This window comes from Burkholderia sp. NFPP32 (assembly GCF_900119325.1).
Taxonomy (GTDB): Bacteria; Pseudomonadota; Gammaproteobacteria; order Burkholderiales; family Burkholderiaceae; genus Burkholderia; species Burkholderia pyrrocinia_C.
In genome coordinates, this window is sequence record NZ_FPJP01000014.1 from 1 (window position 1) to 18427 (window position 18427).

Here is an 18427-nt window from a genome sequence, read left to right on the forward strand (position 1 = left end):
TGCAACCTGCCGTTGACGGGTGTCGGCGTGGTCGACCTGATCATCACCGATCTCGGCGTGATCGAAGTGACGCCGGCCGGCCTGAAGGTTCTCGAGCTCGCCGACGGCGTGAGCGCCGACGAGATCCAGGCGAAGACGGGCGCACCGCTCGACGTGAGCGCGGTCGCGTAAGCCGACGGAACCTGGCGCCGCGCGCCGTTGCGCGGCTACGGCGCCCCGCATGCTTCGATGCATGCGGGGCGCTGTCTTTTGGCGCGCGGGAATGCGCGTTTCCATGGCGATCGCGCCCGTGTCGCGGACCTTTCTCGACGTACTACGCGATTGCGCCGCCGCCGTCGACGAGCACGGTCGAACCGGTCGAGTACGGCGTCGCTGCCAGATAGACGATCGCGTTCGCGACATCCTCGGGCCGGCCCACGCGGCGCGCCGGCAACCGCTGCGCGGCGCCGGCGAACATGGCGTCGCGCGCGTCGGTCGCGAGCTTGTCCCACAGCGGCGTGGCGATCAGGCCGGGCGATACCGTGTTGACGCGTACGGGGGCCAGTTCGAGCGCCAGGCCGCGGGCCAGTGCATCGAGTGCCGCATTGATGGCGCCCTGCAGCACCGACGATGCACTCGGTCGCACGCCGAGAAACCCCGACACGAACGTCAGCGAGCCGCCCGGGGCGACGTCGATTGCACGCGCGATGCGATACGCGCCCCAGAACTTGCTGTCCATCGCGGCCTGCGCGGCGTCGAATGCGAGCGAACGGACCGGGCCCGTTGCGGTCTGGGCTGCGGAAATCACGACGTGGTCGAACTGGCCGGCGCGTGCGCAGAATGCGTCGACTTCGTCGGTTCGCGTGATGTCGAGCGGTGCGAAGCGCGTGCCGCGGCCGATTGCGGCTGCGATCGCCTCGCCCTTGCGTGCGTCGCGCGAAGCGATCGTCACACGTGCGCCGCGTTGTGCGAATGCCTGCGCGGCGGCCGCGCCGATCCCGGAGCTTCCGCCGACCACGAGCACCGCGTTGCCATTGAATGAATCGTTCATGATGGTTCGTTTCCGTTGAGAAGAAAGAAATCCGGTCAGATCGTCTCGGTTTCGCGCAGTGTCGCCGCGCTGCCGAGCGCGTAACGCGCGATCTCGTCCTTGCGCATGAACGCGACACCCGGATGCGCTCGCGCGTAGCGCAGGAATTCGTCCCACGCATGGACCATCTGCGGCGTGCCGCTGATCCGGTCGTGTGCGCTGATCGACATCAGCCTGCGTCGCTGCCCGGCCTCCGCGTAGAGCTGGTCGAAATCGAGCTTGATCTGCTCCAGGAACATCGTCGGCGAGTAATTGCGGCCTTCGATCAGCAGGATGTCGTTGTTGCGCAGCGTGTACGGGACGACCACGAAGTCGCGGCCGCCGACGGTCTCGATGAACGGCTCGTCGCGGCTGACGTCGTCGATGTGATAGACGTAGCCGAGTTCCTGCAGCAACGACAGCGTATTTGGCCCGCGCCGCAACCAGTTGCAGTTGTAGCCGATCGGCCTCGTGCCGGTCGCCGCCTCGACCATGTCGCGCGCTTCGGTCAGGAAGCGTCGCTCGTCGTCGCGGCTCATCGCGAATTGCGCGCGCCAGGTCGGGCCGTGCGCGGCCGCTTCGTGGCCGCGCGCGACGATCTCTCGGGCCAGTTCGGGATGGCGGCGCGCGGCTTCCCCGATCATGTGCGACGTGACTTTCACGTCGTGGCGGTCCCACAGGTCGAGAAGGCGCGGAATCCCTTCCCGGTAGCCGTAAGCGAACCAGGTGGCTGACGCGAGATCGACCGGCACGGACGGGGGAAACGCGACGGGCGGGAAGGGGCTGTCCGCGCCCTTGGGCGGTTGCCCGCCGGCTTCGAACTGCATCGAGATCGAGATCGCCAGGCGGATGTCGTCCGGCCAGAACTTGCCGTGTGCGGCGGTCGGCGCGGCGAGCGGCCCGGCCGTTGCGGCGCTTGCGCCCCGCGCCGCGCTGCCGAGTACCGCGCCGGCGGCGGCCAGCCCGGCGCCCGCACCGGCCTGTGCGAGAAACGCGCGGCGGGCCGTGCGCATCGAAGGATCGAAGTTCGTCATCGGCCGAGCCCTCAGTTTGCGACGCCGAGTTGGCGCATCAGCGTCAGGTTGTCTTCGATGTGCCAGTTCTCGGCGATCCGGCCGGCCGCGATCCGGTAGATGTCGGTCGCGATGAAATCGACTGCCTGTCCATGACCGGTCGTGTTACCGAAGACCTCGGTGAAATGCCCGCGAAACCGCAGGTGAACGACGACGCGATCGCCGGCGACGATCATCTGCTCGATCTCGCAATGCAGGTCGGGAATCGCCGCGCGCATCGTTCGTGATGCCGCGAGCGGCCCCGGCAGGCCCTGGGCGCGTCCGGCCGGCAGTGTGCGATCCGTGAAGTCGGCAGCGAGTGCCGTGCGCGCAAGCGCCTCGTCTCCGGTGTCCCAGAACGTGGCGTAGCGGCGCGCCGCAAGGATCTGGCCGCGCGCCTGCGCGGCAGGCAGTCCGGCCGCGACCGTCAGGTGCAACGGAGCCGCGAGATCGGCCGCATTGGCGGTGACAGGCGGTAGCGCGACTGCGGCAAACGTCGTCGCGAGCGTGCCGGCAATCGAGCGGCGCAGGAATCGTTGCAAGGCAGACATCGGATTCTCCTTTTTCATGATGGTGCGCCTGGATGGCGCAGTGACGTCATGGTAGGTTTCCGAATTCGATATAAATACCAAAGGGAAGCGAATGGATTATTCGAAAAAAGGAAAGGGTGGCGGCTCGAGGATGCTCGAATGCTGATCGACGACCTGCCTGCGCTGGAAACCTTCTCGATCGTCGTCGCGGCGGGCAGCCTGTCGGCGGCGGCGCGGGAGCAGGACTTGTCGCTGTCTGTAATCAGCAAACGGCTTGCGCACCTGGAGGCTCGGCTCGGCGTGCGCCTGCTGCACCGGACGACTCGCCGGCAGACGTTGACCGACGAGGGCGCTCTGTTCCATGCACAGGTGCTGCGCATCCTCGCCGAAGTCGACCTGGCGGAAACGCTGATGCAGGATCGTCGCGGCACGGTGAGCGGCCTGCTGCGCGTGACCGCGCCGGGCGAGATCGGGCGACTGCGGATCGCGCCGCTCGTCGCCGAGTTCCGGCGCCGGCATCCGCAGGTGTGCGTGCAACTGATTCTGACCGACACGGTCGTTGATCTGCTCGCGCACGAGATCGACGTCGCGGTGCGGATCGGCAGTCTCGCCGATTCGTCGATGATTGCGCGTGAACTGGCGCCGAACCGCCGTGTGCTGTGCGCGTCGCCGGCATACGTGGCCGAATGCGGCTTACCGGTGCATCCCGGCGAGCTGCGTGCGCACCGTTGCATCGTGATGGGCGAGCAACTGCAGGCCGAATGGCGGTTCGATGGCTTGGACGGCCCGATCGCGGTCGAGGTCGCGGCGGCGGTGCTGACCAACGACGGAGGCGCGGCGCGCATGCTTGCGCTCGACGGCGCGGGCATTGCGTTGAAGTCGATCTGGGACGTCGCGTCCGATCTCGAGGCGGGCCGGCTCGTGCGGGTGCTGCCTGCGTATGCGGCGCCAGCGGCGCCGCTGCATGCGGTCTATCCGGGCGGGCGGCATCTCGCGTTGCGCGTGCGGACGTTCGTCGACTTCATGCGCGAGCACTTGCAGGCGGCGTGGCGCTGGGACGAGAGCTGACGTTGCGCGCGATTGTGTGGATCGTTTCGTCGAAAGAGGGCGCACGGCGAACATCACGCGCGCAGCATTCCGCGGCATGGATGGCCGGCGGCGGACCGCGCCGAGCGACCGAAGCGGTTTACAATCGTCTGCATTGGGCCGCACCAGCGTTGCCTCGCTGCGCGCCCCCGTTCGACAGGATGCCAACGATGCCAACGACCCCAGCGAATCCCCCGGTTCCTCGCCAGCGGCGCGTGCAGTGTGCGAGCGCTGCCGGCCTTCATCACGTCGCCTATACCGAATGGGGCGACCCCGCCAATCCGCGCGTGCTGATCTGCGTGCACGGCCTGACCCGTTCCGGGCGCGATTTCGACCGGCTCGCCGCCGCGCTGTCCGATACCTATCGCGTCGTTTGCCCTGATGTCGTCGGGCGCGGCCGGTCTGACTGGCTCGCCGATCCACGACTCTATGCGATCCCGCAATACGTGGCCGACATGGTGACGCTGATCGCGCGGCTCGACGTCGAATCGGTCGACTGGTTCGGCACGTCGATGGGCGGTCTGATCGGCATCGCGTTCGCGGGGCTGCCCGGTTCGCCGCTGCGGCGGATGATCGTCAACGACGTCGGCCCGCGCATCGAACCCGATTCGCTGACGCGCATCGGCGAGTATCTCGGCGTGCAGCCGCGCTTTGCGACCGAGCAGGAGGGTGTCGACTATCTGACGTCGTTGTCGCTGCCGTTCGGCGCGCTGGCCGCCGACGAGTGGCGCGAAATCAACGGGCCGCTGCTGCGCGAGCTGCCCGAAGGCGGCTGGACGATGCGTTACGATCCGCGCATTGCCGAGCCGTTCAAGGCGACGACGCCCGAACTGGCCGCGCTCGGCGAGGCAGCGCTGTGGCGTGCCATCGAGACGACGGACGCGTCGCTGCTCGTCGTGCGCGGCGAGACGTCCGACCTGCTGTCGCGCGAGACGGTGGCCGGCATGATACGTCGCGGCCGGCATGTGACGCAGGCCGAGATTCCCGGTGCGGGCCACGCGCCGGCGTTCATCGGCGCCGACCAGATTGCGCTCGCGCGGCGGTTTTTCGTCGAAGGCGACGCATAAACGCGTCATAATATGCGGTTCGGCGGCACGCGGGCCGTGTCGTCGTCCGATTCTTTACCCACTCACGACCGGAACATTCCATGGCAGTCATTCGTCATCACGTCGGGGCCCGTCTCTCCGAAACCGCGATCCACAACGGTACCGTGTATCTGGCCGGCCAGATCGCCGAAGACACCGCGCAGGACATCAGGGGCCAGACGCGCGAAGTGCTCGGCCACATCGACCGCCTGCTTGCCGAAGCGAACAGCGACAAGGCGCATCTGCTGTCGGTACAGATCTACATCTCGGATCTGGCGAACTTCGAAGGCATGAATGCGGAGTGGGACGCATGGGTCGCGCAGGGCAACACGCCGCCGCGCGCCACCGTCGAGGCGAAGCTCGCGGATCCGGCGCTGCTCGTCGAGATCGTGGTCGTTGCCGCGCAGCGGAGCTGAGCGAGGCAGAGCTGAGCATCAACAGACGATGACCGCATTCCGTCAGGCCGTGCAATGACCGAGTCCGTTTCCACTTCTCCCGTCGCGGCACCGTCGTTCGACGACGTGCTCGCGTTCGTGCGCGAGCGGGCCGGCGACGCACGGCTGTCGTCCGGCGAACTGCTCGCCGATCACTCGGCGGGCACGGCGTCGATCATGCGCACGCTGAACGTCGATCCGTCCGCGATGCAGGCCGCCGCGCTGTTCGTGCTGACGCCGCACCTGAACGACCCGGAGCGCGAGCTCACCGAACGTTTCGGCGACGAAGTGGCGCGGCTCGTGTCGGACGTGCGCAAGCTGTTGCGGCTCGGCACCGTCAGCCTGCGCGCCGCGCAGAACGCGGTGCCCGACGCCGGGCGCGACGCGGCGGAAGAGCGGCGCACGCAGATCGAGGCGCTGCGCAAGATGCTGCTCGCGTTTGCGCAGGACATCCGCGTGGTGCTGATCCGGCTCGCGTCGCGGTTGCAGTCGCTGCGCTACTACGCGGCCGCGAAGATCGACCCGCCGCCCGACGTCGCGCGCGAGACGCTCGAGATCTATGCGCCGCTCGCGAACCGCCTCGGAATCTGGCAACTGAAGTGGGAGCTCGAGGATCTCGCGTTCCGCTTCGAGGATCCCGTCACCTACAAGCGGATCGCGAAGCTGCTCGACGAGAAGCGCATCGAACGCGAGGCGTACGTCACGCAGGCGATCGGGCGGCTGCAGCACGAGCTGGCGGACGCGCACATCCAGGCCGACGTGAGCGGCCGGCCGAAGCACATCTACAGCATCTGGCGCAAGATGCGCGGCAAGGAGCTCGATTTCGCCGAGCTGTACGACGTGCGTGCGTTTCGCGTGATCGTGCCCGACATCAAGGATTGCTACGCGGTGCTTGGCATCGTGCATCACCTGTGGCAGCCGGTGCCGAAGGAGTTCGACGACTACATCTCGCGGCCGAAGCCGAACGGCTACAAGTCGCTGCATACGGTCGTGATCGGCGACGACGGCCGTGCGTTCGAAGTGCAGATCCGCACGCAGGAGATGCACCGCTTCGCGGAGTACGGCGTTGCCGCGCACTGGCGCTACAAGGAGGCCGGTGCGCGCGGCTACGGCGGCCAGTTCTCGGCGAGCGACAAGTACGACGAGAAGATCGCGTGGCTGCGTCAGTTGCTCGCATGGAAGGACGATGTCGAGGACGGCCCGGGGGTATCGGGCGACCAGGCGTGGGCGCAATTGCGCGAGACGTCGCTCGACGACGACCACATCTACGTGCTGACGCCGCAGGCGCGCGTGATCGCGCTGCCGCAGGGCGCGACGCCGGTCGATTTCGCGTACCACTTGCACAGCGAGCTCGGTCATCGTTGCCGCGGCGCGCGCGTCGACGGCGTGATGGTGCCGCTGAACACGCCGCTCGCGAACGGCCAGACGGTCGAGATCGTCGCGGTGAAGGAGGGCGGGCCGTCGCGCGACTGGCTGAACCTGCAGCTCGGTTACCTGAAGAGTTCGCGCGCGCGTCAGAAGGTGCGGGCGTGGTTCAACTCGATCGAGCAGGAAGAAAATGTTTCGCATGGCCGGGCGCTCGTCGAAAAGACGCTGCAGCGCGAGGGCAAGACGTCGGTCAACCTGGACAACCTCGCCGCGAAGCTCGGCTTCAAGTCGCCCGAGGAGTTGTTCTCGGTCGTCGGCAAGGAAGAATTCAGCCTGCGCAACGTCGAATATGCGCTGTCGGATGCGCCGCCGCCCGAGCCGGCGCCCGAGGCGCCAGCCGATTTCGAGAAGCGCAGCAGCGGCGCGAGCGTTGCGCACGGTGCGTCGACCGGCGTGCTGGTGGTGGGCGTCGACGCGCTGCTGACCCAGCTCGCGCGTTGCTGCCGGCCGGCACCGCCCGATCCGATTAGCGGCTTCGTCACGCGCGGCAAGGGGATGTCGATCCACCGCAGCGATTGCCCGACGTTTCGCCGGATGGTCGAGCGCGCGCCGGAACGCGTGCTGCAGACGACCTGGTCGGCCGACGTGCTGGGCGGGCGCGGCGCGTCCGTCTATCCGGTCGACCTGATGATCGAGGCGAGCGACCGGCAAGGGTTGCTGCGCGACATCTCCGAAGTGTTCGCGCGCGAAAAGATGAACGTGGTGGGCGTGAAGACGCAGAGTCGCCGCAATGCGGCATTCATGCAGTTCACGGTCGAGGTGTCGAACTCGGCGCAAGTCCAGCGCGCCTGCACGCTGCTCGGTGAGGTGCAGGGTGTCGTACGGGCCGGTCGCAAGGCATGATGGGGCTCGAACCCCGTTATTTTGCTGCGACCGCATAAAAACGCTTGCCAAACCGACAGCGACTCCATATAATTTCAGCTTCTCTAGGCTCGTAGCTCAGCTGGTTAGAGCACCACCTTGACATGGTGGGGGTCGTTGGTTCGAGTCCAATCGAGCCTACCAACGAATTGAGAATGCCCGGTTTCCGGGTATTCGATGTAGTAAATAGCTCAACGCGAACAAGGCGAATACGGTTATGACACCGCGAACGTTGACCGAAACCACTTCGGAGCGACGCTAGTCGAGGAACGTTTTCGCCCTTTCAGTTTGAGTGAAGTATCGAATGCGGCCCCTCGAAAGCGGGGCCGCATTTTTTTTGTCGCGAAAATTCCGCGCGTGACTTTTACATCGCGTGCCTGGTCTGCCGCCCACTGTCGGCATCACGGAGATTGCTATGGTTTCGATACGCTTGCCTGACGGCTCAGTTCGACAATACGAGCATCCGGTGACAGTTGCCGAGGTTGCAGCCTCGATCGGTCCCGGCCTTGCGAAGGCTGCGCTTGGTGGCAAGCTCGACGGCGAACTCGTCGATACGTCCGCGGTGATCGACCGCGACGCGTCGCTCGCCATCGTCACGGACAAGGATGCCGACGGCCTCGACATCATCCGTCACTCGACCGCGCACTTGCTCGCGTACGCGGTGAAGGACCTGTATCCGGATGCGCAGGTGACGATCGGCCCCGTGATCGACAACGGCTTCTATTACGATTTCTCGTACAATCGTCCGTTTACGCCGGAAGATCTGGAAAAGATCGAAAAGCGCATGCAGGAGCTCGCGAAGAAGGACGAGCCCGTGACGCGCCGTGTCGTGTCGCGCGACGAGGCTGCAGGTTACTTCCGCAGCCTCGGCGAGAAGTACAAGGCCGAGATCATCGAATCGATTCCGCAAAGCGACGAAATCAAGCTGTATTCGCATGGCGGCTTCACCGATCTGTGCCGCGGCCCGCACGTGCCGTCGACCGGCAAGCTGAAAGTCTTCAAGCTGATGAAGGTCGCGGGCGCGTACTGGCGCGGCGATTCGAAGAACGAGCAGCTGCAGCGCATCTACGGCACGGCCTGGACGAAGAAGGAAGACCAGGATCAGTACCTGCACATGCTCGAGGAAGCGGAAAAGCGCGACCACCGCAAGCTCGGCAAGCAGCTCGACCTGTTTCATATGCAGGAAGAGTCGCCGGGCATGGTGTTCTGGCATCCGAAGGGCTGGGCGCTGTGGCAGCAGGTCGAGCAGTACATGCGCCGCCGCGTGAACGAAGCCGGCTACCTCGAGATCAAGACGCCGATGATCATGGACCGCTCGCTGTGGGAAGCGTCCGGCCACTGGCAGAACTACCGCGAGAACATGTTCACGACGGAGTCGGAGAAGCGCGACTACGCGATCAAGCCGATGAACTGTCCGGGGCACGTCCAGGTGTTCAAGCACGGCCTGCGTTCGTATCGCGACCTGCCGTTGCGTTACGCGGAATTCGGCTCGTGCCACCGCAACGAGGCGTCGGGCGCGCTGCACGGCCTGATGCGCGTGCGCGGCTTCGTGCAGGACGATGCGCACATCTTCTGTACGGAAGACCAGATCATTGCCGAGTCGATCGCGTTCAACAGGCTCGCGATGAGCGTGTATGGCGATTTTGGCTTCGACCACATCGACATCAAGCTGTCGCTGCGTCCGGAGCAGCGCATGGGTTCCGACGAAACGTGGGACCGTGCCGAGCAGGGCCTGCGTGAAGCGCTGACGGCGTGCGGCCTCCAGTGGGAAGAACTGCCGGGCGAGGGTGCATTCTATGGTCCGAAGATCGAGTACCACATCAAGGACGCGCTCGGCCGTTCGTGGCAGTGCGGCACGCTGCAGCTCGACATGATGCTGCCGGAACGTCTCGGCGCCGAGTACGTGGCGGAAGATAACAGCCGTCGCCGGCCCGTGATGCTGCACCGTGCGATCGTCGGTTCGATGGAGCGATTCCTCGGCATTTTGATCGAGCACCACGCTGGTGCGATGCCGGTCTGGCTCGCGCCGATGCAGGCTGTTGTGCTCAATATCGCCGAAAGTCAGGTCGAATATGCGCAATCTCTGGCCCAATCGTTGCAAAAACAAGGGGTTAGAGTGACGGCAGATTTGCGCAACGAGAAGATTAGCTATAAAATACGCGAGCACACGCTGGAAAAGGTACCTTATCTCCTCGTCGTGGGCGATAAGGAGCGTGATGCGCAAACGGTAGCCGTGCGTGCCCGTGGCGGCGTCGATCTTGGCGTGATGCCGGTCGATGCCTTCGTTGAGCGTCTGCAGGAAGACCTGCGCTCGTTCAAGTAACCACCCTGGCAGCGCGGCTCGTTTTTTTAATTTTTAGAGGAAACGTAACATCGCTACTGATAAGTCGTCGCATCGCATCAACGGTGAAATCACTGCGCCGGAAGTGCGTCTGGTCGGGATCGAGAACGAACCGCTCGGTATCGTAAAACTCGCTGATGCTTTCCGTAAATCGGAAGAACTGGATGTTGACCTGGTGGAAATCGCGCCGCAAGCGGTTCCCCCGGTTTGCCGTCTGATGGATTACGGCAAGTTCAAGTACCAGGAATCGAAGAAGCAGCACGAAGCGAAGCTGAAGCAGAAGGTCATCCAGGTCAAGGAAGTCAAGTTCCGCCCGGGTACCGATGACGGGGATTACAACGTCAAGCTTCGCAATCTCGTGCGCTTCCTCGAAGAGGGCGACAAGACGAAGATCACGTTGCGTTTCCGCGGTCGCGAAATGGCTCACCAGGAAATCGGTATGCGGATGCTTGAGCGTCTGCGCACGGATCTCGAGGAAGTCGGCCAGGTCGAGCAGATGCCGAAGATGGAAGGGCGCCAGATGATCATGGTGCTCTCGCCGAAGAAAAAGAAGTAACGGGCTCGCGCGCTTCGCGCGCAGGTTCGGAAGTGGTTCGGCGCGTTGCCCGGTCAGGGCGGCGCGCCAACAATGACGGCGGCTGCGCAAGCGGCACGCCGTACACAAGTGGACTGGGTTTCGAAGGGCGGGTCAAGGGCGCAAGCCAACCGCACACCCATCGCCATCTAATAAACTGGAGTTGTTCGTCATGCCTAAGATGAAGACCAAGAAGAGCGCTGCAAAGCGCTTCGTGGTGCGTCCGGGCGGTACCGTCAAGCGCGGTCAAGCCTTCAAGCGCCACATCCTGACCAAGAAAACCACGAAGAACAAGCGCCATCTGCGCGGCGCAACGGCAGTTCATGATTCCGATCTGAACTCCGTCCGCGCGATGCTCCCGTTCGCGTAACCCCTCAATCGATACTCTAAGGAGAGAAACATGCCTCGAGTCAAACGTGGGGTAACCGCACGGGCCCGCCACAAGAAGATCATCAACCTGGCCAAGGGTTATCGCGGCCGCCGCAATAACGTCTACCGCATCGCCAAGCAGGCGGTGATGCGCGCTGGCCAGTACGCGTACCGCGATCGCCGCAACAAGAAGCGTGTGTTCCGCGCACTGTGGATCACGCGTATCAACGCGGCAGTTCGCCAGCACGACATGACCTACAGCGTGTTCATCAACGGCCTGAAGAAGGCGTCGATCGAACTCGACCGTAAGGTGCTGGCCGACATGGCGGTGTTCGACAAGGCTGCTTTTGCTGCGATCGTCAAGCAGGTGAAAGCCGCCGTTGCAGCCTAATTGCGAAATTAGCACTGCGTGGTTAGTTGCAGCGATGATCCGGTAGTCTCGGCCGCTGCAGCGAAAACGGGGCTCTTCCGAGCCCCTTTTTTTATCGGCCCTCGCTGGGCCGCCCCAAGAGGGCCGATCGCCCCCTCGGGGGGCAGCGAATGTGTCGATCCGGAGTTAGCGCCTTTGGCGCTTACTCCGGTCCCATGCAAAGCACGAGAGCGTGGGGGCCGTTTTTTGTTGGCCGGGCGATTTCGCTCGCCAAGACCGAATGACGTTGGAAATGATGGGATCTATGGATCTGGACCAGATTGTCGCCGACGCGCAGCAGTCCTTCGAACAGGCTGCCGACATCACCACGCTCGAAAACGAGAAAGCACGATTTCTCGGCAAATCGGGTGCGCTGACCGAGTTGCTGAAGGGCCTCGGCAAGCTCGATCCCGAAGCACGCAAAACCGAAGGCGCACGCATCAACGTCGTGAAGCAGCAGGTTGAAGCCGCGCTGACCGCACGTCGCCAGGCGCTGGCCGACGCGCTGTTGAACCAGCGCCTCGCCGCCGAGGCGATCGACGTGACGTTGCCGGGCCGCGGCGCCGGTGCAGGCAGCCTGCACCCCGTGATGCGCACGTGGGAGCGCGTCGAACAGATTTTCCGCTCGATCGGTTTCGACGTGGCCGACGGTCCCGAAATCGAGACCGACTGGTACAACTTCACGTCGCTGAACAGCCCGGAGAACCATCCGGCGCGTTCGATGCAGGACACCTTCTATGTCGAAGGCAAGGACGCCGACGGCCGCCAACTGCTGCTGCGCACGCACACGAGCCCGATGCAGGTGCGTTACGCGCGCATGAACCGTCCGCCGATCAAGGTGATCGCGCCGGGCCGCACGTATCGCGTCGACAGCGATGCGACCCACTCGCCGATGTTCAATCAGGTCGAGGGGCTGTGGATCGACGAAAACATCAGCTTCGCCGATCTCAAGGGCGTCTATACCGACTTCCTGAAAAAATTCTTCGAGCGCGACGACATCCTCGTGCGCTTCCGGCCGTCGTATTTCCCGTTCACGGAACCGTCGGCCGAAATCGACATGATGTTCGAGCAAGGCAAGAACGCCGGCAAGTGGCTCGAGATCTCCGGCTCGGGGCAGGTGCATCCGACCGTGATTCGCAACATGGGCCTCGATCCCGAGCGTTACATCGGCTTCGCGTTCGGCAGCGGCCTCGAGCGCCTGACGATGCTGCGCTACGGCGTCCAGGATCTCCGGCTGTTCTTCGAGAACGACCTGCGTTTCCTGCGCCAGTTCGCATAACGCCGCTCGCCGCGCCGACCTGTGCCCGCGCACGCCCCGACGGACGATCCGATGGGGCCCCGGGCGTCGATCTAACCTGTTTCGAACGTAGACATCCATGCAATTCCCTGAATCCTGGTTGAGAACCTTTGTCGACCCGCAGCTCACGACCGACGAACTGTCGCACGCGCTGACGATGGCGGGGCTCGAAGTCGAATCGCTGAGCAAGGCTGCGCCGCCGACGTCGAAGATCGTCGTCGGCCGCGTGCTCGAAGTCGTCAAGCATCCGGATGCGGACAAGCTCAATGTCTGCCAGGTCGACGCCGGCACCGGCGCGACGCTGAACATCGTCTGCGGCGCGCCGAACGTGGCGCCCGGCATCAAGGTGCCGGTCGCGCTGGTCGGCGCGGAACTGCCGCCGGCAGAAGAGGGCGGCAAGCCGTTCGCGATCAAGCTGTCGAAGCTGCGCGGCGTGGAGAGCCAGGGGATGCTGTGCTCGGCGCGCGAGCTGAAGCTGTCCGAGGACCACAGCGGCCTGCTGATCCTGCCGGAAGACACGCCGGTCGGTCAGGACATCCGCGAGACGCTCAATCTCGACGACACGATCTTCGAAATCAAGCTGACGCCGAACAAGGCCGACTGCCTGTCCGTGTTCGGCATCGCGCGCGAGACGGCCGCGATCACTGGCGCACCGCTGACGCCGGTCGACATCCGCCCGGTGCGCGTCGAGCTCGACGAAACGCTGCCGGTGCGCATTGCCGCTCCGGATCTGTGCGGCCGCTTCTCGGGTCGCGTGATCCGCGGCGTGAACGCGCATGCGAAGACACCGCAGTGGATGGTCGAGCGTCTCGAGCGTTCGGGCCAGCGAAGCGTGTCCGCGCTTGTCGACATCTCGAACTACGTGATGTTCGAGCTCGGCCGTCCGTCGCACGTGTTCGATCTCGACAAGATCCACGGCGGCATCGAGGTGCGCTGGGGCAAGCGCGGCGAATCGCTGAAGCTGCTCAACGGCAACACGGTCGAACTCGACGAAACGGTCGGCGTGATTTCGGACGACCGCCAGGTCGAAAGCCTAGCCGGCATCATGGGCGGCGACAGCACGGCCGTCACGCTCGACACGACCAACATCTACCTGGAAGCCGCGTTCTGGTGGCCGGACAGCATCCGCGGCCGCGCGCGCAAGTACAACTTCTCGACCGATGCGGCCCATCGCTTCGAGCGCGGCGTCGATTACGCGACGACCGTCGAGCACGTCGAGCGCATCACGCAGCTGATTCTCGAGATCTGCGGCGGCAAGGCCGGCCCGGTCGACGATCAGTCCGTGAACCTGCCGCAGCGCGCACCGGTGAAGATGCGCGTGTCGCGCGCAAACCGCATCATCGGCGTGAAGATCGGCGCCGACGAGATCGCCAGCATCTTCACGCGCCTCGGCCTGCCGTTCGAGCGTGAAGACGACGCGTTCCTCGTGACGCCGCCGTCGCACCGCTTCGACATCGAGATCGAGGAAGACCTGATCGAGGAAGTGGCGCGTATCTACGGCTTCGAGAAGATCCCCGCACGTCCGCCGGTCGCGACGAGCGAAATGCGTGCGACCAACGAGACGCGGCGCTCGATCCACGACATCCGTCATGCGCTCGCCGCGCGCGACTATGCGGAAACCGTCAACTTCAGCTTCGTCGATGCGGAGTGGGAGCACGATTTCGCAGGCAACGACAACCCGATCCGGCTGCTGAACCCGATCGCGAGCCAGCTTTCGGTGATGCGCACGACGCTGTTCGGCAGCCTGATCGCCGTGCTGCGCCACAACCTGAACCGGCGCGCCGATCGCGTGCGCGTGTTCGAGTCGGGCCGCGTGTTCCTCGCCGATCCGTCGGTGAGGGCCGGCGAGCTGGCCGTCGAGGGGCATTCGCAGCCGAAGCGTGTCGGCGCGCTTGCGTACGGTCCGGCACTCGACGAACAGTGGGGCGTCGCGACCCGCGCGGTCGATTTCTTCGACGTGAAGGGCGATCTGGAGGCGCTGCTCGCGCCCGCGGCCGCGCGTTTCGTGAAGGCAGAGCATCCGGCCCTCCATCCGGGCCGCAGCGCGCGGATCGAGGTCGATGGCCGCGCGGTCGGCTGGATCGGCGAGCTGCACCCGCGCCTGATGCAGAAGTACGAGCTGCCGCATGCGCCCGTGATGTTCGAGATCGATGCGGACGCGCTGATTGCGCGTGCGCTGCCCGCGCCGACCGACGTGTCGAAATTCCCGCCGGTACGTCGCGATATCGCCGTTGTCGTCGATCAGGCGGTCGAGGTTCAGGCACTTTTCGACGAAATGAAGAAGGCGCTTGCCGAAGAAGCCTGCCGATTCGTTCAGAAGGTTGTACTCTTTGACGAATTTCGTGCAAAATCAAATACTTCCGGTGGTCTTGCCGCGCACGAGAAGAGCCTTGCCTTCCGCGTGACGCTGCAGGACGCGGCTGGCACGCTACAGGACGAGGTCGTCGATCAGGCGATCCAGACGCTGGTCGAGCGGATGGCTCGTGCCGGTGCGCGCCTGCGCGGCTAAGGAGAGGGCTCGCCCGCTTGCGGGCGGCTTTTTCCCATCGTAAGTTTTGATTCAACGCGCTGTATGGCAGATATGAACGACATGACCTCGAGTGAATTCGAAGCCCTCCTGACGGCGCAACGCAGCGCCATGAACCGCGACGCTTCGGCGCCGGCGTCCGCCGAGACGCCCACGCTGACGAAGGCGGAACTGGCAGAGCTGCTGTTCGACAGCGTCGGGCTGAACAAGCGTGAAGCGAAGGACATGGTCGAGGCGTTTTTCGAGGTGATCCGCGACGCGCTTGAAAACGGCGAAAGCGTCAAGCTGTCGGGGTTCGGCAATTTCCAGTTGCGCGACAAGCCGCAGCGTCCTGGCCGCAACCCGAAGACGGGCGAGGCGATTCCGATCGCGGCCCGCCGGGTGGTAACCTTCCACGCGAGCCAGAAGCTGAAGGCGCTGGTCGAAAACGGCGCGGAGTAACGCCCCGCGCGCTGACGTCTCCGCGCGGCCGCCGCGCACCCTTTACCGACGGTTAACCGACGATGACCACCACGGTTGAGAAAGTCGTTTTGCCTCCGATTCCCGCGAAGCGCTACTTCACGATCGGCGAAGTCAGCGAACTGTGCGGGGTCAAGCCGCATGTGCTGCGTTATTGGGAACAGGAATTCACTCAGCTGCGGCCGGTGAAGCGGCGCGGCAATCGTCGGTATTACCAGCATCACGAAGTGCTGCTGATCCGGCGGATTCGCGAGTTGCTGTACGAGCAGGGGTTCACGATCAACGGTGCACGCAACCGGCTCGATTCGCCGAGCGGCGGGCGGGCTGCGGCGGAACCGGTCGAATCCGCCGAGATGCAGGCCGCCGACGCGCGTGCGCCCGGCAAGCCGGGCGCAACCGTCGACGTCATCGCGTTGCGGCAGGCGCTGCTCGACGTGATCGACGGACTGAAGCACGACTGAAGCGCGAAGTACGAAGGACGAAATGAAAAGCCCGGTTGGCGAAGCGCCACCGGGCTTTTTCATGCGCGTCGCGCACGCGGATCAGCGCGACGCGAGCGGATTCTTCTGCCCCATGTCGACGACCAGCGTGCCGTCCGGCAGCATTCTCACCGAGCCCTGCGCGACCTGGCTGCGGTAGTCGTACAGGTCGAAACGCATTGGGCCGGCCTCGGCCGAATTCCGGATCAGCGCGCGCACGTTCAGTTCGAGCACGTTGAACATCTTCATGTCGCCGCCTTCCATCCACATGTAGCTCGGCGCATCGATCTGCGGCCGCTTTGGCACGGGCGCGCCCGCGGCCCGCCGGAACGTGAGGCGCAGCCCGTCGCGCTCGACCGTTGCCTGCCCGAGCTTGCCGTTCAGCACCGGCGGCGGGAACACGGTGTACTGGTCGAGCACGAGCGTGTCGCCGCGCAGTTCCGCGCCGCGACGCTGCAGCGGCGTCAGCGAAGCGAGCTCGATACCGAGCGAGCGCAGCAGCTTCGCCTGCGGAATGCCGAGCACCGACACCTCGGATGGCTTGAACGCGAGGTGCCGGTCGTCGAGTACCGTCAGCGAGCCCTTCATGTCGGTCGGCAGCCAGACGCCCGGCACGTGATTCCACAGCTTGATGCCGCCCTGGACGCGCAGGTTCTGGCCGTCCGCACTGAGCCGCAGGTCGTTCAACGAACGTGGCGAGTAGTCGAGCAGGTAGTTGTTGAAGAGCGCGGACATCGCCTTCCATGACTCGACGACCGTGCCGCCGAGAATGCGGATGTCGTACTGGTTCGGATCGTCGAGGTCGACGGGCTCGCCGGGCCGCTTCGACACGAGTTCGACGTCGAGATCCTCGACACGAAAGCCGATATCGCCGGACAGGTTGAAGTCGACGTTGTGCAGGTGGATCGTCGGGTTGCGGTTCGACACGTGCCGCTCGTTGAACGGCGTGGTCGACGTGCGCCGCATCGCGACCTTCTGCATGCCGGGCCGCGCCGTGTCCGCCGCGAGCGCGTAGGCTTCCCAGTGCTGGCGCACCTCGCGCAGCGCATACTGCTGCGCGGCGAGGAAGCTGTCGTTCAGGCGTGCGGCCGCGTTGCCGAGCTGCGCGCCGCTGGCCGGGCCCGTGTACGAAGGCATCCGGATGGCCATCGCACCGCTTTCGTCGAAATTGAAGTAGCCGGCCGACACCTGGTCGCGATAGTGATACAGGTCGAACACGAAATTCCGGTCGCGCTTCGCCGGATCGACCGGACCGATCAGGATGTCGGCGTTCATCGGCATCGAGCGCATGAACTTCACGTCGCCGCCGCGGATGACCATCGCCTGCTGCGGCGCGTTCGCAGGCATCGCAAAGCCCGCATGCGTGCCGTCGTCGAGCGTAAGGTCGAGGCCGGCCGGCGTCACGCGCAACGCGGTGATCGTGAGCTTCAGGCGCGGCGGCGGCATCAGCTTGTCGACCGACATTACGAGATCGTCGCCGGCGAGCTGCGCGATCGGCGTCTGGACCTTCAGCAGGTCGGCCATCTTCACGTTGGCCGCGCGCATCACCGGCTGCGCGTTGATGCCCGACACGCGCACGCCGGTCGGGTGGAACACGAGCTGGCTGCCGTCGCGGATCGCGAGCGTGCCGGTCAGCGAGAACGGCACCCAGCCGTCGCGCTGCATTTCGCCCTGCAGGTGGATCACGCCGTCGCCGGCCGACACGGCGAGCTTGCGCAGCGGTGCGTTGCGGTAACCGAAGATATAGGTATTGAAGAGGGCGGTCAGCTTCGCATTGTCGAGCGTGACCGTGCCTTCGTGCACGTCGATCTCGAAGCTCGTCGGATCGTCGAACACGATCGGCGCGCCGGCCTGCGTCGGCACGAGCGTGGCCGACAACCGATGGATGAAGAAGCCGAGGTTGTTGACGATGCGGAAATCGACGTCGCGCAGGAACGTCATCGCGCCGTTCTGGCCCGAGTCGCGCAGCGTGAACGGGCGCGGTTGCGTGAGGCCGATCGATGCGAGCGACGGCACGGTGCGCGCGATCTGCTGCTCGCGGGCGAGGCGTTCGGCTTTGGTGCGCTCGATCTTCGTCGACGCGACCGACGCGTTGCCGTCGCGCTGCGCGGACGATTCCGCACAACCGGTGCAGAGCAGCGCGAGCGCCAGCGCGCCGCAGCCGAACACGCGGGCTGTCTTGTGCGAAACCGGGGCGGCCGCGCGTCGCGGGCCGGAAATCCAGTCGAAAATTGCCAAAGGCGAGCGATGGCCGCGCCGGACCGCATTCCGCATCGTCTGTCTCCGTGTCTTGTCGTGATCGACGGCGGCGCGCGCCACTGTCCGGCGCGAGCGTCGATGCCGTGCAGTGTGTCATAGCGCGCTAGAGCGGCGTTACCAAACAACGGGCGCCCGGGCGCGGCGCGCCGACGGGCTGCGGGACAATGGATTCGGGCTGGCTGGGCGGCC

Annotated in this window: 16 protein-coding genes, 1 tRNA gene and 1 pseudogene; 14 read left to right on the forward strand and 4 right to left on the reverse strand. The window is 65.1% G+C overall.

The genetic code is table 11. From position 1 onward, the window contains the following. Window positions 1-171, forward strand: a pseudogene (locus BT264_RS23805) (succinyl-CoA--3-ketoacid-CoA transferase); the annotation flags it as partial. 142 nt (window positions 172-313) lie between these two features. Here the strand turns inward: BT264_RS23805 and BT264_RS23810 are convergent. Genes BT264_RS23810 through BT264_RS23820 form a run of 3 tightly spaced genes read right to left on the reverse strand, consistent with a single transcriptional unit; the run spans window position 314 to window position 2651 of the window. Next, window positions 314-1030: an SDR family oxidoreductase gene (locus BT264_RS23810; protein WP_072441745.1), complete on the reverse strand. Its 717-nt coding sequence runs from the start codon at window positions 1028-1030 to the stop codon at window positions 314-316. Between the two features lie 35 nt (window positions 1031-1065). Next, a complete protein-coding gene (locus BT264_RS23815) occupies window positions 1066-2082 on the reverse strand; it encodes a polysaccharide deacetylase family protein (protein ID WP_072441743.1) in 1017 nt (338 codons plus the stop codon). An 11-nt stretch (window positions 2083-2093) separates the two neighbouring features. Then, window positions 2094-2651, reverse strand: a complete 558-nt coding sequence (locus tag BT264_RS23820; RefSeq protein WP_072441776.1) for an ester cyclase — start codon at window positions 2649-2651, stop codon at window positions 2094-2096. A gap of 138 nt (window positions 2652-2789) precedes the next feature. Here BT264_RS23820 and BT264_RS23825 point away from each other — a divergent pair, with 138 nt between their 5' ends. The 13 genes from BT264_RS23825 to BT264_RS23890 all read left to right on the forward strand — a co-directional run bounded on the left by BT264_RS23825 (window position 2790) and on the right by BT264_RS23890 (window position 15961). Further along, window positions 2790-3698, forward strand: coding sequence for a LysR family transcriptional regulator (locus BT264_RS23825; protein ID WP_072441741.1), 909 nt, complete (start codon window positions 2790-2792; stop codon window positions 3696-3698). A 188-nt stretch (window positions 3699-3886) separates the two neighbouring features. Continuing rightward, window positions 3887-4783, forward strand: coding sequence for an alpha/beta fold hydrolase (locus BT264_RS23830; RefSeq protein ID WP_072441739.1), 897 nt, complete (start codon window positions 3887-3889; stop codon window positions 4781-4783). 80 nt (window positions 4784-4863) lie between these two features. Next, window positions 4864-5217 carry a RidA family protein gene (locus tag BT264_RS23835; RefSeq protein ID WP_034184009.1) on the forward strand — a complete coding sequence of 118 codons (354 nt, stop codon included), beginning with the start codon at window positions 4864-4866 and terminating at the stop codon, window positions 5215-5217. Between the two features lie 54 nt (window positions 5218-5271). Further along, entirely contained in the window at window positions 5272-7506 is a 2235-nt protein-coding gene (locus BT264_RS23840; RefSeq protein WP_072441737.1) for a RelA/SpoT family protein, read from the forward strand. Window positions 7507-7591: 85 nt separating this feature from the next. Further along, window positions 7592-7668: transfer RNA gene (locus BT264_RS23845), tRNA-Val, on the forward strand. A 271-nt stretch (window positions 7669-7939) separates the two neighbouring features. Next, window positions 7940-9847 carry a threonine--tRNA ligase gene (thrS, locus tag BT264_RS23855; protein ID WP_072441734.1) on the forward strand — a complete coding sequence of 636 codons (1908 nt, stop codon included), beginning with the start codon at window positions 7940-7942 and terminating at the stop codon, window positions 9845-9847. 49 nt (window positions 9848-9896) lie between these two features. Further along, entirely contained in the window at window positions 9897-10421 is a 525-nt protein-coding gene (gene infC / locus BT264_RS23860; protein WP_071734130.1) for a translation initiation factor IF-3, read from the forward strand. 190 nt (window positions 10422-10611) lie between these two features. Beyond that, window positions 10612-10809 carry a 50S ribosomal protein L35 gene (gene rpmI, locus BT264_RS23865; protein ID WP_004191477.1) on the forward strand — a complete coding sequence of 66 codons (198 nt, stop codon included), beginning with the start codon at window positions 10612-10614 and terminating at the stop codon, window positions 10807-10809. 30 nt (window positions 10810-10839) lie between these two features. Continuing rightward, window positions 10840-11199, forward strand: a complete 360-nt coding sequence (gene rplT, locus BT264_RS23870) for a 50S ribosomal protein L20 (RefSeq protein ID WP_004192938.1) — start codon at window positions 10840-10842, stop codon at window positions 11197-11199. A 283-nt stretch (window positions 11200-11482) separates the two neighbouring features. After that, window positions 11483-12496 carry a phenylalanine--tRNA ligase subunit alpha gene (pheS, locus tag BT264_RS23875; RefSeq protein WP_034184012.1) on the forward strand — a complete coding sequence of 338 codons (1014 nt, stop codon included), beginning with the start codon at window positions 11483-11485 and terminating at the stop codon, window positions 12494-12496. Between the two features lie 97 nt (window positions 12497-12593). Further along, window positions 12594-15023, forward strand: coding sequence for a phenylalanine--tRNA ligase subunit beta (gene pheT, locus BT264_RS23880; protein ID WP_072441732.1), 2430 nt, complete (start codon window positions 12594-12596; stop codon window positions 15021-15023). 72 nt (window positions 15024-15095) lie between these two features. Beyond that, window positions 15096-15482 (forward strand): integration host factor subunit alpha, encoded by a 387-nt coding sequence (locus tag BT264_RS23885; RefSeq protein ID WP_040144036.1) that lies wholly within the window; start codon window positions 15096-15098, stop codon window positions 15480-15482. A gap of 62 nt (window positions 15483-15544) precedes the next feature. Further along, entirely contained in the window at window positions 15545-15961 is a 417-nt protein-coding gene (locus tag BT264_RS23890; protein ID WP_072441730.1) for a MerR family transcriptional regulator, read from the forward strand. A gap of 81 nt (window positions 15962-16042) precedes the next feature. On the opposite strand, the gene BT264_RS23895 is transcribed toward BT264_RS23890, so the two are convergent. Beyond that, window positions 16043-18253 (reverse strand): hypothetical protein, encoded by a 2211-nt coding sequence (locus tag BT264_RS23895; RefSeq protein ID WP_072441774.1) that lies wholly within the window; start codon window positions 18251-18253, stop codon window positions 16043-16045. Window positions 18254-18427 lie beyond the last annotated feature (174 nt).

What these genes read in the sequence shown, in the direction of transcription:
- BT264_RS23810 (WP_072441745.1), bottom strand. Translation starts at nt 1,030, where the DNA reads ATGAACGATTCATTCAATGGCAACGCGGTGCTCGTGGTCGGCGGAAGC.
- BT264_RS23815 (WP_072441743.1), bottom strand. Translation starts at nt 2,082, where the DNA reads ATGACGAACTTCGATCCTTCGATGCGCACGGCCCGCCGCGCGTTTCTC.
- BT264_RS23820 (WP_072441776.1), bottom strand. Translation starts at nt 2,651, where the DNA reads ATGTCTGCCTTGCAACGATTCCTGCGCCGCTCGATTGCCGGCACGCTC.
- BT264_RS23825 (WP_072441741.1), top strand. Translation starts at nt 2,790, where the DNA reads ATGCTGATCGACGACCTGCCTGCGCTGGAAACCTTCTCGATCGTCGTC.
- BT264_RS23830 (WP_072441739.1), top strand. Translation starts at nt 3,887, where the DNA reads ATGCCAACGACCCCAGCGAATCCCCCGGTTCCTCGCCAGCGGCGCGTG.
- BT264_RS23835 (WP_034184009.1), top strand. Translation starts at nt 4,864, where the DNA reads ATGGCAGTCATTCGTCATCACGTCGGGGCCCGTCTCTCCGAAACCGCG.
- BT264_RS23840 (WP_072441737.1), top strand. Translation starts at nt 5,272, where the DNA reads ATGACCGAGTCCGTTTCCACTTCTCCCGTCGCGGCACCGTCGTTCGAC.
- thrS (WP_072441734.1), top strand. Translation starts at nt 7,940, where the DNA reads ATGGTTTCGATACGCTTGCCTGACGGCTCAGTTCGACAATACGAGCAT.
- rpmI (WP_004191477.1), top strand. Translation starts at nt 10,612, where the DNA reads ATGCCTAAGATGAAGACCAAGAAGAGCGCTGCAAAGCGCTTCGTGGTG.
- rplT (WP_004192938.1), top strand. Translation starts at nt 10,840, where the DNA reads ATGCCTCGAGTCAAACGTGGGGTAACCGCACGGGCCCGCCACAAGAAG.
- pheS (WP_034184012.1), top strand. Translation starts at nt 11,483, where the DNA reads ATGGATCTGGACCAGATTGTCGCCGACGCGCAGCAGTCCTTCGAACAG.
- pheT (WP_072441732.1), top strand. Translation starts at nt 12,594, where the DNA reads ATGCAATTCCCTGAATCCTGGTTGAGAACCTTTGTCGACCCGCAGCTC.
- BT264_RS23885 (WP_040144036.1), top strand. Translation starts at nt 15,096, where the DNA reads ATGAACGACATGACCTCGAGTGAATTCGAAGCCCTCCTGACGGCGCAA.
- BT264_RS23890 (WP_072441730.1), top strand. Translation starts at nt 15,545, where the DNA reads ATGACCACCACGGTTGAGAAAGTCGTTTTGCCTCCGATTCCCGCGAAG.
- BT264_RS23895 (WP_072441774.1), bottom strand. Translation starts at nt 18,253, where the DNA reads ATGCGGAATGCGGTCCGGCGCGGCCATCGCTCGCCTTTGGCAATTTTC.